This is a genomic window from Atlanticothrix silvestris CENA357, assembly GCF_016056295.1.
GTDB classification, from domain to species: domain Bacteria; phylum Cyanobacteriota; class Cyanobacteriia; order Cyanobacteriales; family Nostocaceae; genus Atlanticothrix; species Atlanticothrix silvestris.
The window spans coordinates 26,392-40,611 of the sequence record NZ_JAECZB010000020.1 but is presented as its reverse complement, the minus strand read 5'-3'; the positions used below and the strand labels follow the sequence as shown (position 1 = coordinate 40,611).

Here is a 14,220-nt window from a genome sequence, read left to right as displayed (position 1 = left end):
CACCGACTTACTTAAATGTAATTTAAGGTAAAATTATGAATTTCTTATTTAAAGATTTATTCGGTCTTTTAGGAATTTTTCAAGATGTTTATAATCGAATTAGGACAATATTAGTTCCGCCCAAAGCTTACTCTTGGCAGACATTAATTTATTTGAGTGTTTATTCTTGGGTACTTTCATTTTTTGCGATAGGTTACATCCAAAATATAATTGCATTTTTTGGCTGGTTATTTTTAATTGCTGGTACAGCTTGGTATACCACTGACGATCCTTTAAGGGTTCCGGGTACTTTTATGCCAGTAGGAGCAGTGATAACTGGATTCTTAGTTAGTGTTTTTGCTTTTGGAAATCAAGATAATGGAATCACATCTAGAACAATTGTTCTTTGGCCTACAATATCTGCATTAATTACAGCAATTCCAGAATTTTTTGAAGGTACTGGTACAGATTCTAAAGCTCAGATACCTAAACCGGAAGTTCGCCAAAGAATTACAGTTTTGGTAGCTAGTTGTATGGTGCTAAGCTGCTGGATTCAATTTTACTTTGTGATGGATAACTGGTTAAAGCAATATCCCAGTTTACTTACAGATGATTTTCAGCGTAGTACCTTTGTGATCAGAATGGAAGATGCAAAAAAAGTAAAAGTACCAGAAAATGGCGTTTTAATTCTAGATAGACTACAACCAATAGTAGAAGCAGAACTAGCTGGCCAACCTTGGTCACAAGTCGAGCGATGGCTGCTAGATGCGAAAACTCAAGTAGGAAAATTAGGCCAGCAAGTAATAGATAAAAACTTAGCAAAATTTGAAGAAAAGGAACTATGGAGCATTGAACCGCGTGTAGTTAATACTAAATCTGGATACATATTAGACTTACTAAGTATCTGGGAAGGCCCAACTTCTAACCCAAAAGGATATTACCTGAAAAAATCTTGTCGGATTGAACCAGTTGCCGGGTCTATAACTAACCCCAACACAACCGCTAGTTTATCAAATGATAAAAGCACAATTGCAGAAATTGAATGCGATCGCATCAGTAAATTTATTGCAGGTGCGCCACCAGCACAGCAGTAAAGCAGGGGAGCAAGCAGGGCAAACGCATCTAAAGTATAAGAATCCTTCAATGGCAAGGGTTTTGGCGTTTTCTAATTTAGCCTATTTTTTCATCAAGATCCTTGTCCAGTAGGGGTTTCGGAAATCCCGTGCGTTCGCCCTGGGGGAGCAAGAAGAATGACAACCGACAACTGACCACTGACAACTGACAACTGACAACTAACAAATATTAATGACTCCGAGCAGAATTTTTGTAATTGCCAAAAACGTATTTCACGAAGTGATACGCGATCGCATATTATATATTATCGGTTTTTATACTCTGATACTTGCGATCGCCATCCGCGCCTTACCTGAATTTGCAGCCACAACTGAAAACAAAGTGTTTTTAGACTTTGGTCTGGTAACAATGAGTGTAATTACCTTAGTTGTTGCCATATTTATTGGTACGGGACTGATTAACAAAGAAATTGATAAACGCACTATCTTGGTATTGATTGCCAAGCCAGTTAGTCGTAGTGAAATTATTTCTGGCAAATTTTTAGGTTTATCATCAGTGCTGGCGGTACTTGTCGCCATCATGACAGCAATTTATCTGATATTTTTACAACTGGGGAATATTCCTCATTCAATATTCAGCATTTTGATTGCAGCAGTTTTTTTATTCTTCCAGTTGTCTTTAATTACCGCCGTAGCTATTACCTTTGGTGTATTTACTAGTTCTCTATTAGCCATCACTCTCACTTTTGCAGTGTACTTAATGGGGAACATCACTCAAGATTTATTAAAACTTGGTCGTCTGAGCAGTAACCCTGCTATGGAACGTGTGACTCAGTTTTTATATCTCATTTTGCCAGATTTATCGCGATTGGATTTAAAAAATGATGCCGTTTATGGTTTGCAAGCGCTACCCAATGCAACTGTACTGATTACAAATGCAGGTTATGGTTTACTTTATAGTGCCATGTTGTTAGCGATCGCTATTTTCATTTTCTCACGACGTGAATTTTAATAGTCAGTTGTCAGTTGTCAGTGGTCAGTTGTTAGTTGTCAGTTGTTACTTTTCTTGTTCACCCTGCCCCCTACTCCCCGGTCACTGAGCGTAGTCGAAGTGCTGCCCCTCTGCTTCCCGGCCATAACTCTTAATTAAAAAATAACTATTTGAGGGTCGTGAATGGTACCATCGGGCATGATAGTATCTCTGAGCTTTGCATAAGTTATTCTTGTCTCATGCAAATTCGCATCAGTTAAGTTTGTCTTAGTTAAGTTTGCCCAAGTGAAATCTGCGCCAGTTAAATTTGCCTCAGTTAAATTAGCTTCTAATAGTATTGCTCCACATAATTGTGCTGATGTGAGATTTGCTCTAACTAAATTGGTCTCAATTAAGGATGCTTCAATTAATGTGGCTCCAGTCAAATCTGCTTCACTAAAATCGGCATCACACAAAGAAGCTCCCCAAAGTTTACAGCCATTGCATTGTACTCTCCACAAAGAAGCTCTACACAAATTTGTGTGTGTTAAATCAGCATTAATTAAATTAGCTTCCGACAAAGAGGCTTCATATAAATTAGCTCCCCGCAAATTCGCTTGTGTTAAATTCGCTCCATTGAGATTAGCACTAGTAAGAACAGAGCCACATAAATTAGCCCCTTGTAAATCTGCTCCTATCAAGTTAACACCACTTAAATCAACTGCTCTCAAGTCGATACCACTCAAATCACATCCGCTAAAATCCCGGCGCTGACAAAATTTATCTTTGATTTGACTTAATATTAATTCCTGTTTGTCAGCATAATTTTTCATGGTATTTACCTCAAAGTGTAAATAATCGTAAAAGTCTATTTTGAGAGTTACTGTATATCGAGAGTACACCCCAGACGGCAATCAGCTGAATCAAAAATCAGTAATAAATTGAGAAAAAATCGAAAATTAACGGAAAATGCACTGATTAAGTAGTTTACACAACAAAAAATGCTGACATAGGTCAGGAAAAATTGATAATGTAAAAAAATGTCATGCTTAAAAATTAATAACTGATTCGCTATATAGATTTCATCACTAACTATTTATGATTGCAGTAAATCCCAAAAAAATAAGATTGCAAATAATAAATAACTGAAAAAAGTAAATTTTTATCTAACCCCTATCTATAGGAGGATTTATTTAGTTCTCTCGGTAGATTAAAAGAAAACGGGGATTTCTGAATGTAAAAGTATATTTAATGGTGTATATAACTCTGCTATTCAAGAATTTTTCCAGTAATCAAACCTCAGTTATTGAGCAAAATAGTCTCGTTCAGTTCATGTAAACCGACAAAATGCAAGATCAAGAAAAGTTTGATTATCACCTCAGTAATCAGCAATTAAACAATGCTCCACGTAGCAGTACAAAAATGGCTACTACAGAAGAGGGGATGGTACTTTTATTGGCGGATGGCAGTGTTCAAGCATGTAATATCAGCGCTGGAAGTATTCTAGGACTTACAACAGAGCAAATACATGAATGGACTTGCCTTGATTTTTCTGAGCAGGCCAATTCAGACAAAGGATTGTACCTTGTTCATGAAAATGGTTCGCCCTTAACTGCTGCAACTCATCCAGCGATGATTGCCCTGCGTACAGGTAAGCCCTGCTCTAATATTGTTGGTTTCTATAAGCCAAACGCTGAGTTAATGTGGCTGTTAATGAACTCGCAGCCTTTATTTTTGGCACACGAAAACGTACCCTATGCAGTTGTATTTACCTTTACTGATATCACTGAGCAAAAACGAAAGCAGTCTGGAGACATTGATTTAGTAGGAAATGCTGTTGTCCAAGACATTTCTAAGTGTCAAACACTAGAAGTAAACATCACTGAATCTCAGCGGATGGAAGAGGCGCTACAAGAAAGTGAAACTCGCTTTCGACAATTGTTCGACTCTAATATTATTGGTATTGTCTTGGCAGATTTTGAAAAAATTATAGAAGCTAACGATGTTTTTCTCCAGATGGTGGACTATAGCCATGAGGATTTGCTAGCAGGAAAGCTCAGTTGGCGGCAAATGACACCTCCCCAATATCACTATTTAGACGACAACGCATTACAAGAACTTTTAAAGTTCGGTTGTTTTGCTCCCTTTGAAAAACAGTATATCCGTAAGGATGGCAGTCTGATTCCAATTTTGATTGGTGGCGCTCTTTTGCAGCAGTCTCCACCTACTTGTGTCTGTTTTGTCATGGATTTAACTGAGCGCAAACATTCTGAAAAGTCCTTGCGCGATGTTTTACAAAGACTCACTTTCCATGTAGAAAACTCCCCATTGGCAGTAATTGAATGGGATCACGAATTTCGCATATCTCGTTGGTCTTATGAAGCCGAGCGAATTTTTGGTTGGCAACCGGAGGAAGTCATCGGTAAGAAGTTGAGCGATTGGCAGTTTATCTTACCGGAAGAAATAGAGGTTGTAAATGATGTTGTTAAGCGGTTATCTAACGGCAGTGAAACACAGGTTGTTTCTCGAAACTGTAACTATGCCAAAGATGGCTCTATTGTTCATTGCGAGTGGTATAATTCTGCCTTATGTGACGAATCTGGCACATTAATTTCAGTACTATCCCAGGTACTAGATGTGACAGAACGCAAACGAATAGAAGCTGCATTACAGGAAAGTGAACAATTATTTCGTCAAATGGCAGATGCATCTCCTTCCCTAATATGGATGTCGGACACAAACCAACTCTGTTATTACTTCAATAGACCTTGGCTGGAGTTTAGAGGTCGTACAATGGAGCAAGAAATGGGTCATGGTTGGTTGCAAGGTGTACATCCTGATGATTTACAGCGTTATTTTGATACTTATATAAATGCGTTTAACGCCCGTCAAGAATTTAGAATGGAGTATCGGCTCAAACGTTTTGATGGCGAGTATCGTTGGGTTTTAGATATAGGAATGCCACGTTTTACCTCAGAAGGCAATTTTCTGGGTTATATCGGTTCATGTATTGATATTAACGATCGCAAACAAGCAGAGGCAGAACGAGAACTCATGCTAGCGCGATCGCAGCAATATGCTAACCAACTGCATGGGCTGACCGAGGCAGCATTAACAATTAATTCAGCACTATCTATAGAAGAAGTTATACGTATAATTACAGAACAAGCACGCGCTATTATCGGCGCACACCAATCTGTTACCAGTATGACAATTGATCAAAACTGGGCACAGTCGATTAATTCAATTTCGCTCTCAGATAAATATGCTGCATGGCAAAATTATTTTGGAAAACCCGATGGTTCGGGTATTTATGCTTACATTTGCCAAATGAATTCCCCTATGCGGATGACTCAAGCTGAACTCGAAGCTCATCCTCAGTGGCGGGGTTTTGGGCAGGAAGCCGATAAGCATCCACCAATGCGGGGATGGCTAGCCGCACCTTTGATTGCGCGAGATGGTCATAACATCGGACTGATTCAATTAAGCGATAAATACCAAGGTGAGTTTACTGAAGAAGATGAAGCTATTATTGTCCAATTAGCTCAGATGGCATCAATAGCCATTGAAAACACCAGACTTTACGAAGCTGAACAACGGGCACGTACTCAAGCCGAAGAAGCCAACGGTATTAAAGACCAGTTTCTCGCTGTGCTTTCCCACGAACTGCGCTCCCCATTGAATCCTATCTTGGGTTGGTCTAAGCTACTCCAAAGCCGGAAATTTGATGCCTCAAAAACAGCAACAGCCCTAGCAACCATTGAGCGAAATGCCAAATTACAGGCTCAATTGATTGAAGATTTGTTGGATGTGTCGCGTATTCTTCAAGGGAAGTTGACATTAAATGTTAATACTGTCGATGTGGTATCCACAATTTCTAGTGCCCTGGAGACAGTACGTTTAGCAGCCGAAGCAAAATCCATTGATGTAAATTTTGAATCTATCGAGCCTCAAAAACAATCTCCCCATTCAACATTCTTAGTAATGGGCGACCCTAATCGCTTGCAGCAAATTATCTGGAATTTACTCTCTAATGCTGTCAAATTCACACCCCAAGGTGGACAAGTACAAGTTTACCTAGAGCGTATTGATTCTTATATTCAAATCCGAGTTGTGGATACAGGTAAAGGAATTGATCCTAACTTTTTACCCCACGTATTTGATTACTTCCGGCAAGCAGATAGTGCCACTACCAGAAAATTTGGGGGATTGGGACTGGGACTGGCGATCGTGCGACAATTAGTAGAACTCCACGGAGGTACAGTCCTGGTAGAAAGTCCAGGTGAAGATCAAGGAGCGACATTTACAGTCCAGTTACCACTTTTGACAACACAAATGGCAGCAGCAAAAGGGTCAAAAGAAGGAGGAATAACCTCCAATTGTAGCCTTCAGGGAATGAAAATCTTGGTTGTGGATGATGAAATTGATTCACGGGACTTTATCAGCTTTGTCCTGCAAGAAGAAGGGGCGGAAGTGATATCAGTCTCCTCCGCTATTGAAGCGTTGCAAATATTAGCAGATTTTCAGCCAGATGTGCTGTTCAGCGATATTGGTATGCCCGAAATAGATGGCTATATGCTGATTCGCCAAATCAGAGCTTGGGCACCAAATGAAGGTGGACAAATTCCCGCGATCGCTCTGACGGCTTATGCTGGAGAATATAACCAGCAACAAGCGATTTCCGCAGGTTTTCAGATGCATGTCACTAAGCCAGCGGAACCTTCTGAGCTAATTGCCGCTGTTAATAGACTGACGAAAAAGTTAGTTGTCAGTAGTTAGTTGTAAGTTGTCAGTTGTAAGTTGTCAGTTGTAAGTTGTCAGTGGTCAGTGGTCAGTTGTCAGTTGTCATTCTTCTTGCTCCCCCTGCTCCCTGCTCCCCTGCTCCTCTGCCTCTACTCTTCGCCCCAAGTGCGTAACTGGAAGTACACTAGTACTAAAGTAAATGCTAATAGTACTGTTGCTGCTGCTGCTGCATAACCAAAGTCAAATTGAGCAAAAGCTTCTTGGTAAATGTAATAAACCAGCAAGTTAGTAGAATTTAATGGGCCACCGCCTGTAATCACGTAAACTTGCTCAAAACTCCGCAACGTGAAAATAGCTGTCGTAACTGTGGCAAATATTAAAGTAGGTTGCAATCCCGGTAAGGTAACATGCCAAAATTGCTGCCAAGCATTAGCTCCATCGAGTTCTGCTGCTTCATAGCGGCTGGGAGGAATTGCCTGCAACCCTGCCAAGAATACCACCATATTAAAACCTAGTTGTTTCCAAATACTCAATATAATCAATACTGGCATTGCCCAAAATGTGTCTCCTAGCCAGGAAATTGGTGGAATGCCAAACACATCTAAAAATGCATTTACAGGCCCGGTGTTTTGGAACAACCAGCGAAATCCTAGACCAGCCGCGACCAGAGAAATGATTGAAGGCAAAAAATAGGCACTCCGCAAGATTCCCCGCAAAGCATGGGAACGGTCTAATAGTACTGCTAACCCTAATGGTATGACTAAACTCGGAATGACAGTGGCAACAGTAAAATAAGCAGTGTTACCCAGAACTTGCCAGAAGTCAGAAGTCAGTAACAAGCGCCAGTAGTTTTTTAAGCCTATCCAATAAATTCCAGAGGAGGTGAAACTACCAGCGGTGAAACTGAGGTAAAACAAATAGGCAATTGGCCAAATAACAAAGATGCCGAGCAAAACTAATGCCGGTGTAAGAAAAGTCCAAGCGGCAAATGTATCATTATCTAACCACGACTTAGTATTATATTTCTTTTGCATCTATAATTTTTTCTCCTTGCTGTTATGACCCTCCGCCCTGATTCTACCTTTAGCTTGGTTTCTCCCAGCATTAGCAATGACCCATGTTCTCAAGACAATCCTGTAAAACTGGGAATTATGGCTTCTGGTAATGGCAGCAATTTTGAAGCAGTTGCTGAAGCGATCGCAACAGGGCAAATCAACGCCCAAATTCAAGTTTTAATTTATAACAACCCTTCAGCTAAAGCCCCAATACGGGCAGCCAACAGAGGCGTAGAAGCGGTTTTGTTAAATCACCGCAACTACAACAACCGCGAAGTTTTTGATGAGCAAATTGTCCAAACTTTAAGACAATATGATGTCGAATGGGTGATTATGGCAGGTTGGATGCGACTAGTGACACCAGTATTAATTGATGCCTTTCCCGACAAAATCATCAATGTCCATCCTAGTTTATTGCCCAGCTTTAAAGGAGTTAATGCTGTAGAGCAAGCTTTGGCCGCTGGAGTCAAAATTAGTGGCTGTACAGCTCATTTAGTTTGTTTAGAAGTGGACAGCGGCCCAATATTAATCCAAGCAGCGGTGCCTGTGTTGCCAGACGACACATCAGAAACACTGCACGCTAGGATTCAACTTCAAGAACACCAGATTTTGCCACAAGCGATCGCACTTGCAGCACAAAGGTAATTTGGTCTTTTTTGACTGTGCAAATTTTGGTTGTTAAAAATTCTCAATTAAATTTTTAATTGAGGATTTATAAACTTATTCCACTTCATTAAAAAGATGTTCTTCTAATAGTGGTTGTACTTTGCGGAACTCTTCTGGAGACAGTAATTCAGGTTGACCTGTTGACGACATCCGGGCAAAAAACAGCAGGGGATCAAGAGGCGTATAAATGGCGTACTCTTGATCTTCATGAAAAAAGTTGGCAAGTAGCTGTAATTGCTCTGGCTCTAATTCTGCCTCTTCGTCTTCAATTTCTAAGGTGAAAAGTTCTGACTCTTCAACTGGAGGTAAATCTCCTGCAACAGTCAAAGCATAGGCGCTATTTTTTACAATGAGGTTCTGCTCAGCTAAGACAGCTTGAGCAGTGCCAAAAATTTGGTTAATAATGGCATCATCGTCTACTAGAACCGCCTCTTCTTCCTCGTCTTCACCTTGCCAAGCAAAAATTTCTATGGGTGAATCTACAGGAAGTAGTAAAACATATTCTTGGTCATCTACGGAGAGCGAGTGTTCAATATAACATTCTAGCGATCGCCCTGTGTCATCGGTCAGAGTGATGGAACCTGCATGAGCGCGATCATTTTCTTCAGGAAATGGAGAGGGAAACATAACCGAATTGTGAAACTTTATAAATACCAGTAACTGTAAAAATCGCTTTACTGTTTAATGACATATTATGATGCCAAAAAAATAGCTTCAGACGGAAATACAAATACTGGGTAATAGACTTCAGAATATCATGTTAAAAGTACTAATATTCTATAGCTGCTGCCAATGATTTGCGAGAGTTGGCTCGTTTAGTATCCAGCCATTGTTGCAAAATTAAAGAAGCTGCCTTGCGGTCAATTAAGCCTTTATGCCTTGATGGAGAACGGTTCTCAGCTATGAGCATTTGCTCTGCTTGAAATGAGGTTAATCGCTCATCTACGTATTCTATAGGCAGTTGGAGAGCCTTAGCGAGTCTCTTGGCAAATTTTTGTACTTGACGGGCTTGAAATCCTAAAGAGCCATCCATTGAGTAAGGTAAGCCAATCACCAAAATTTCTACCTGACGCTCATTAACTATGCAGCGTATTTGCTCGACATCTCGGTCAAAAGACGTGCGCTCAACTGTAGTAATACCCGTAGCAATCAAACCCGTGCGATCGCATCCAGCTACACCAATCCGCTTGCTGCCAAGATCTAACCCTAATGCTAAAATTAACGGCTTTGGTTGCTCTTGCGTTGTCACATTAGTTCTCCTGATTGACATCGGTAGATTCAGGCTGGCAAGATGCTTCCTGGCTACAGTTTTTGCATGTAAAGTTAATCGGTTCAGCCTTGCTTGGCACTACTCTTTCTGACGCTGGCTGTTTTCCTGGTTGTACCCATGACATACCGCCCGGTATTGGTTTACGAGCTGGTTGTAAACCTTGCAGCACTTCAGTCCACTGAATCCCTTCAAGTGAGACAAATTTAGATTCTCTGAGCTTATGCCAAACTGAGCGAGACATGACCAAAGTATGCTCGATACGTTTTGCTCCAATTCGCTCTAAATATTCTTCTCTTTCTGCTTGATAGTCTGAAGAAGCTAGTTGCAGCCCTTGCTGCGGGAAATCTTGAGCAATACGAGCCAGTTGTGAGAGTAGCTCTGGATACAGCCAAGTATAAGCAGGGTGAACCGTCAGCGTTGCGACGTGAGGAGATTCACCTTTGCGGTCAAGTTGCACCTGAAAGTAACCAATCGCCGCCTTGCGTTGGGGTTCAAATACATAACCACTCACAACTTCTATCTTAGTAATCCATTGCTTGACAGCATCTGTTAAAGCACTGAATAAGCTGGTTTTGAAATCGCGAGTATTGCGATCAAACACCTGACGCACCAGAGGTGGCATTGACGCTGTATCTAATTGATACAGTAACTGAGCATCGGCATTACTTACTGGTAGCAAATTAGGCAAGTCTGGCTCTGCTTGTGCTAATTCAGTCAGTAATTCCGGTTCAATTTCCCAATATGTCATTTCTGCTAGGCGCTGAAATCCATTTTGCCGATAAAGTGCCAGCGCTTCTTTGTCATTCACATTTACTTCTAATAGCCAAGTGCGAGCTTCTAAAATCGACTCAAAGCAATGACGTAAAAGTTGGGAGCCAATTCCTTGTTTATCGGTACCACGCTCCAGCATTACCCGATCAACCCGCCAAGTACTGCGTGTACGATTAAATGGCGACACTTGAATCATTCCTAAAAGCATACGCCCTTGCTCTGCTACGTATGCACAGAAACGATACTGTAATGGGTTGGGAAACCAACTCAAAAACTTGAGTAACCCATACCAGCGGCGCAGCCCTTGCATCTGGCGTATGTCTAAGCCAGCCCAGTTTGGGGCAGAGTCCGTGAATGACTCTTGAGTTATTCGCTCAATTCCGTCTAAGTCCCGGTACTGGACTGGACGGACGACAACGCTGAGATTTCGAGGAAGTAATGAAGTCATTTTGATTCGAGCTGCCATTTAGCCCTAACTAAATTGGGTCAGAGGAACTCCTGCCTTATTTTAACGGCTTTGGACTCCTTGCTATTGCTCCAAAAGGGTGATTTTTTTAACTAAAATACTTAGAAAAACAAAAAAGCAGACCTAATGAGCGCACCATTGGTGTTAGCTCAATAATATCTGCTTTTATTTTATTTGAATTTTAGTTAAAGTTTGTATACTTTACAGACCCTGCCGAGAAATTACCTTTTCAAAGCTAGCTTGGGTCTGATGGAGTAATTGTTCCCGGCTATCTTCAAGTATCGGCTTCAGGGTTGGAACCAGATTGCGAGCTTGCAAAGTCATGTGAAGTTGCAGATGGGCAACATATTCACTGAAATCTTCATTTGGTACAGATGCGCTCGTTAAGAAATTAGATTCCACTGCCACTGTGTTCTCCTTAGATTAATCCTGTGCTATTTCTTCACATCATCAAAACTTATCACGTTGCTTTTCCTAGCTTCTTAATTCGCAAAGAAGTTTAACGATTTTTGAGATACCAGCTTTGAGATAGAGAGCAGGCAGCATGAAAGGCAAGAAGAATAACAACTGACAACTGACAACTGACAACTAACAACTGACAACTGAATTCTACTCAATCTTAAAATTGAAGGGTAAGCGAGCGTAAATCCCTTGAGGATCATTCATCTTTTGTAGAATCGTAATTTCCTGTTGAATTTTCTGAAATTCGGCAGTTAAGGGATTAGTTGATTTAATTTGTGCGCCTTCAATCCCTAAAACGGTGCGTGTTTCGTCAATTGCTCGTCCAAAAAAGCGTTCTCCAAAGCTGCTTTCTTGAGGATACTCTTGTAATTTCCAATCTTTGCCCAGTTTAGCTTGCTTGGCAGTGTATTCGATCGCCGCATTCAAACCGCCTATTTCATCCACCAAACCGATTTTTTGGGCCGCCACACCTGACCAAACCCTACCTTGGGCAATCTCTGCTACTTTTTGGGCTGGTATTTTTCGTCCTTGAGAAACTTTATTAAGAAACAAATTGTAAATACGGTTTACACTACGCTGATAAAGTGCTAACTCTTGGGGTGACTTGGGACGAGAAACTGTTTGATTATCAGCATAGCGTCCAGTTTTGACCGTATCCCAAGTAATGCCATTATCATTAGCTAACTTTTGACCATTAAATAAAACTCCAAATACACCAATTGAGCCTGTAATTGTATTCGGTTCTGCAAAAATGCGGTTGGAATCGCTAGCAATCCAATAACCGCCAGAAGCTGCGACATCACCCATCGACACAACAACAGGTTTTACTTCACGAGTCAGCCGCACTTCTCGTTGCATTACTTCAGATGCTGTAGCACTACCACCAGGGCTGTTAATTCGTAGTACAACGGCTTTGATATCTTGATCTTGTCGTAGTTTGTTGAAGATTTTGGCAAAGCGATCGCCTCCTACTTGTCCATCTTCGCCTTTGCCATCAACGATTTCGCCCTCTGCATATACCACAGCAATTTTATTTTGAGAATCGCGCTCTACACTTAGAGACTTGTTGGGAACTCTAGCGTATTCAGTCAGATCAATTTGGCGGAACGTTTTAGCTTCTTGATCGCTAGCGGTCAATTTTTTCAAATCAGTAACTACTTGATCGGTGTAAGCTACTTGATCCACTAAACCATTAGATTTAGCTGCTTGAGCTTCTAATATAGCTTGACTATCTGCGATCGCTTGCAGCTTTTGGGGATTAATTTTTCGGCTAGTTCCTACTGTAGTTCGCCATTCTCCCCAAACGTCATCTAATAATTTCTGTGTTTGTTCGCGGTTTTCTGGGCTTAGTTTAGTGAGAAGAAATGGTTCTACTGCGCCTTTAAATTTTCCTACCCGCACGACTTGAACACCAATGCCATATTTCTCCAATGCTCCGGTTAAGAATATTGGTTGGCTACTCAAACCGTTGATTTCCATCATCCCTAAAGGATTAAGCACGATTGTATCTGCTACCGAACTTAGGTAATATTCTTTCTCTGACCAGTCCATACCATAAGCCACAACCTTTTTTCCACTAGCGCGGAACTCTTCTAAGGCTTTGCGAATTTCTTTAAGAGAGGCAAAGCCTAAGCTATTAGTTGTACTTGTACTTGTGGCATCTAAATAAATACCAACAATGCGGGAATCCTGTCGCGCTTTTTCTAGATTATCTAGAACGCTACGGAGGGTCATCCTTTCTTCTTTTACACCTGAGAAAGTTTGCTGAAATACCTCGCTAGAACTGGGTTCTCTATCGGTAATTTTCATTGACAAGTCAAAAACAACTATTGACTTATCTTTCACTGCTGGCCCAGTATCTTTAGAAGTCGCAACTGCGAATAACAACAAAAATAGTCCTGTAGTACCAATACCGCAAAAAACCATTAGTCCTAGTAAACTACCTACTAAGCTAGCTAAAGTTTGTTTAAGAAAATTACTCATTAGTTATTTAGTTATCAATCAATAGATGACCTATCTGGAAAATTGGCGGTAGAGTAGTAAGACTTTTCCCCATGCTCAATACCCATTAAATTTATTGTATTCTTTGTAAACTTGCAGAATTTTTCAAGTTTTACAAGTTGGTGTTGCTAGTAAAAAACAACACAGTAGTGATTTTAGCAATTAACATCTCAACTAAGTTATGGAGTCAACCTGAAGTATTGTGTGCCATCAGAGGTATTGAGACTCTACTCACTTTTTTAGCGCTTATTTCAACATAATAGACTTGTACGGAATCGTACCGACATTTTCATCTTAATTTTTTACTGTAGAAGAGCGTCAGGAGTTTCGTTCCAAACTCAGCCAGTTGGGTAACAGTGAATTTGAGTATGTGCAAGAGTGGACATTAAAAATACAGCCCCGCAACACTGAGCCTTTTGATGCAGGTATAATTGTAGCTCCTCTTTACGACGTTAAACGCAAGTTCACAGCCTGGCGGTGGATCATTGTGCGTGACATTACTGAAATTGAACAAAGCAAGCGAGCAGAGGAGCAGATATAATGAATAAGCACTTTCACACAAGTGTGTAGAGCCTACTTTAAAGTAATCGGTTGAAACTAGAAATTAAGCCTAATATTCTATTCTAACAAAATGAATTTGATATATTGCACAAGTCTCAACCAGCGGATTGCAAAGGCGTACAAAGTCTATATTTATCTGGCCAGGGCAAACTCTTTATAGCTATGATTTTACCAAAAAGCGATCGCCTCTTAAAAATAAGCAG

Annotated in this window: 12 protein-coding genes; 5 read left to right on the top strand and 7 right to left on the bottom strand. The window is 40.6% G+C overall.

All coding sequences use genetic code 11. The features are described 5' to 3' along the window. Positions 1–35 precede the first annotated feature (35 nt). Positions 36–1,073 (top strand): septal junction protein FraD, encoded by a 1,038-nt coding sequence (gene fraD, locus I8751_RS10745; protein ID WP_214439151.1) that lies wholly within the window; start codon positions 36–38, stop codon positions 1,071–1,073. Between the two features lie 211 nt (positions 1,074–1,284). Further along, positions 1,285–2,064 carry an ABC transporter permease gene (locus I8751_RS10740; protein ID WP_214439150.1) on the top strand — a complete coding sequence of 260 codons (780 nt, stop codon included), beginning with the start codon at positions 1,285–1,287 and terminating at the stop codon, positions 2,062–2,064. A gap of 134 nt (positions 2,065–2,198) precedes the next feature. Here I8751_RS10740 and I8751_RS10735 read toward each other — a convergent pair whose 3' ends face one another. Further along, on the bottom strand, positions 2,199–2,855 hold the full coding sequence (locus I8751_RS10735; protein WP_214439149.1) for a pentapeptide repeat-containing protein: 657 nt from the start codon (positions 2,853–2,855) through the stop codon (positions 2,199–2,201). A 514-nt stretch (positions 2,856–3,369) separates the two neighbouring features. Between I8751_RS10735 and I8751_RS10730 the strand changes: the two genes are divergently transcribed. Further along, positions 3,370–6,801: a hybrid sensor histidine kinase/response regulator gene (locus I8751_RS10730; RefSeq protein ID WP_214439148.1), complete on the top strand. Its 3,432-nt coding sequence runs from the start codon at positions 3,370–3,372 to the stop codon at positions 6,799–6,801. Positions 6,802–6,914: 113 nt separating this feature from the next. Here the strand turns inward: I8751_RS10730 and I8751_RS10725 are convergent, their stop codons facing one another. Beyond that, complete coding sequence (locus I8751_RS10725; RefSeq protein ID WP_214439147.1) at positions 6,915–7,799, bottom strand: carbohydrate ABC transporter permease; 885 nt, start codon at positions 7,797–7,799, stop codon at positions 6,915–6,917. A 24-nt stretch (positions 7,800–7,823) separates the two neighbouring features. Between I8751_RS10725 and purN the strand changes: the two genes are divergently transcribed. Continuing rightward, positions 7,824–8,465 (top strand): phosphoribosylglycinamide formyltransferase, encoded by a 642-nt coding sequence (purN, locus tag I8751_RS10720; RefSeq protein ID WP_214439146.1) that lies wholly within the window; start codon positions 7,824–7,826, stop codon positions 8,463–8,465. Positions 8,466–8,540: 75 nt separating this feature from the next. On the opposite strand, the gene I8751_RS10715 is transcribed toward purN, so the two are convergent. The 5 genes from I8751_RS10715 to sppA form a co-directional block, all read right to left on the bottom strand. Continuing rightward, positions 8,541–9,113 (bottom strand): DUF3727 domain-containing protein, encoded by a 573-nt coding sequence (locus tag I8751_RS10715; RefSeq protein ID WP_214439145.1) that lies wholly within the window; start codon positions 9,111–9,113, stop codon positions 8,541–8,543. Positions 9,114–9,255: 142 nt separating this feature from the next. Further along, the gene (gene ruvX, locus I8751_RS10710) at positions 9,256–9,756 is read right to left on the bottom strand and encodes a Holliday junction resolvase RuvX (protein ID WP_214439144.1); all 501 of its coding nucleotides are present in this window, start codon (positions 9,754–9,756) and stop codon (positions 9,256–9,258) included. Continuing rightward, on the bottom strand, positions 9,737–10,993 hold the full coding sequence (locus I8751_RS10705) for a GNAT family N-acetyltransferase (RefSeq protein WP_214439143.1): 1,257 nt from the start codon (positions 10,991–10,993) through the stop codon (positions 9,737–9,739). Before I8751_RS10705 ends, ruvX begins: the two co-directional genes overlap by 20 nt. A 201-nt stretch (positions 10,994–11,194) precedes the next feature. Further along, positions 11,195–11,395, bottom strand: a complete 201-nt coding sequence (locus tag I8751_RS10700) for a hypothetical protein (protein ID WP_214439173.1) — start codon at positions 11,393–11,395, stop codon at positions 11,195–11,197. Between the two features lie 207 nt (positions 11,396–11,602). Next, positions 11,603–13,438, bottom strand: coding sequence for a signal peptide peptidase SppA (sppA, locus tag I8751_RS10695; protein ID WP_214439142.1), 1,836 nt, complete (start codon positions 13,436–13,438; stop codon positions 11,603–11,605). A gap of 364 nt (positions 13,439–13,802) precedes the next feature. On the opposite strand from sppA, the gene I8751_RS10690 reads away from it, so the two are divergent. Beyond that, positions 13,803–13,997 carry a hypothetical protein gene (locus I8751_RS10690; RefSeq protein ID WP_214439141.1) on the top strand — a complete coding sequence of 65 codons (195 nt, stop codon included), beginning with the start codon at positions 13,803–13,805 and terminating at the stop codon, positions 13,995–13,997. Positions 13,998–14,220: the final 223 nt, after the last annotated feature.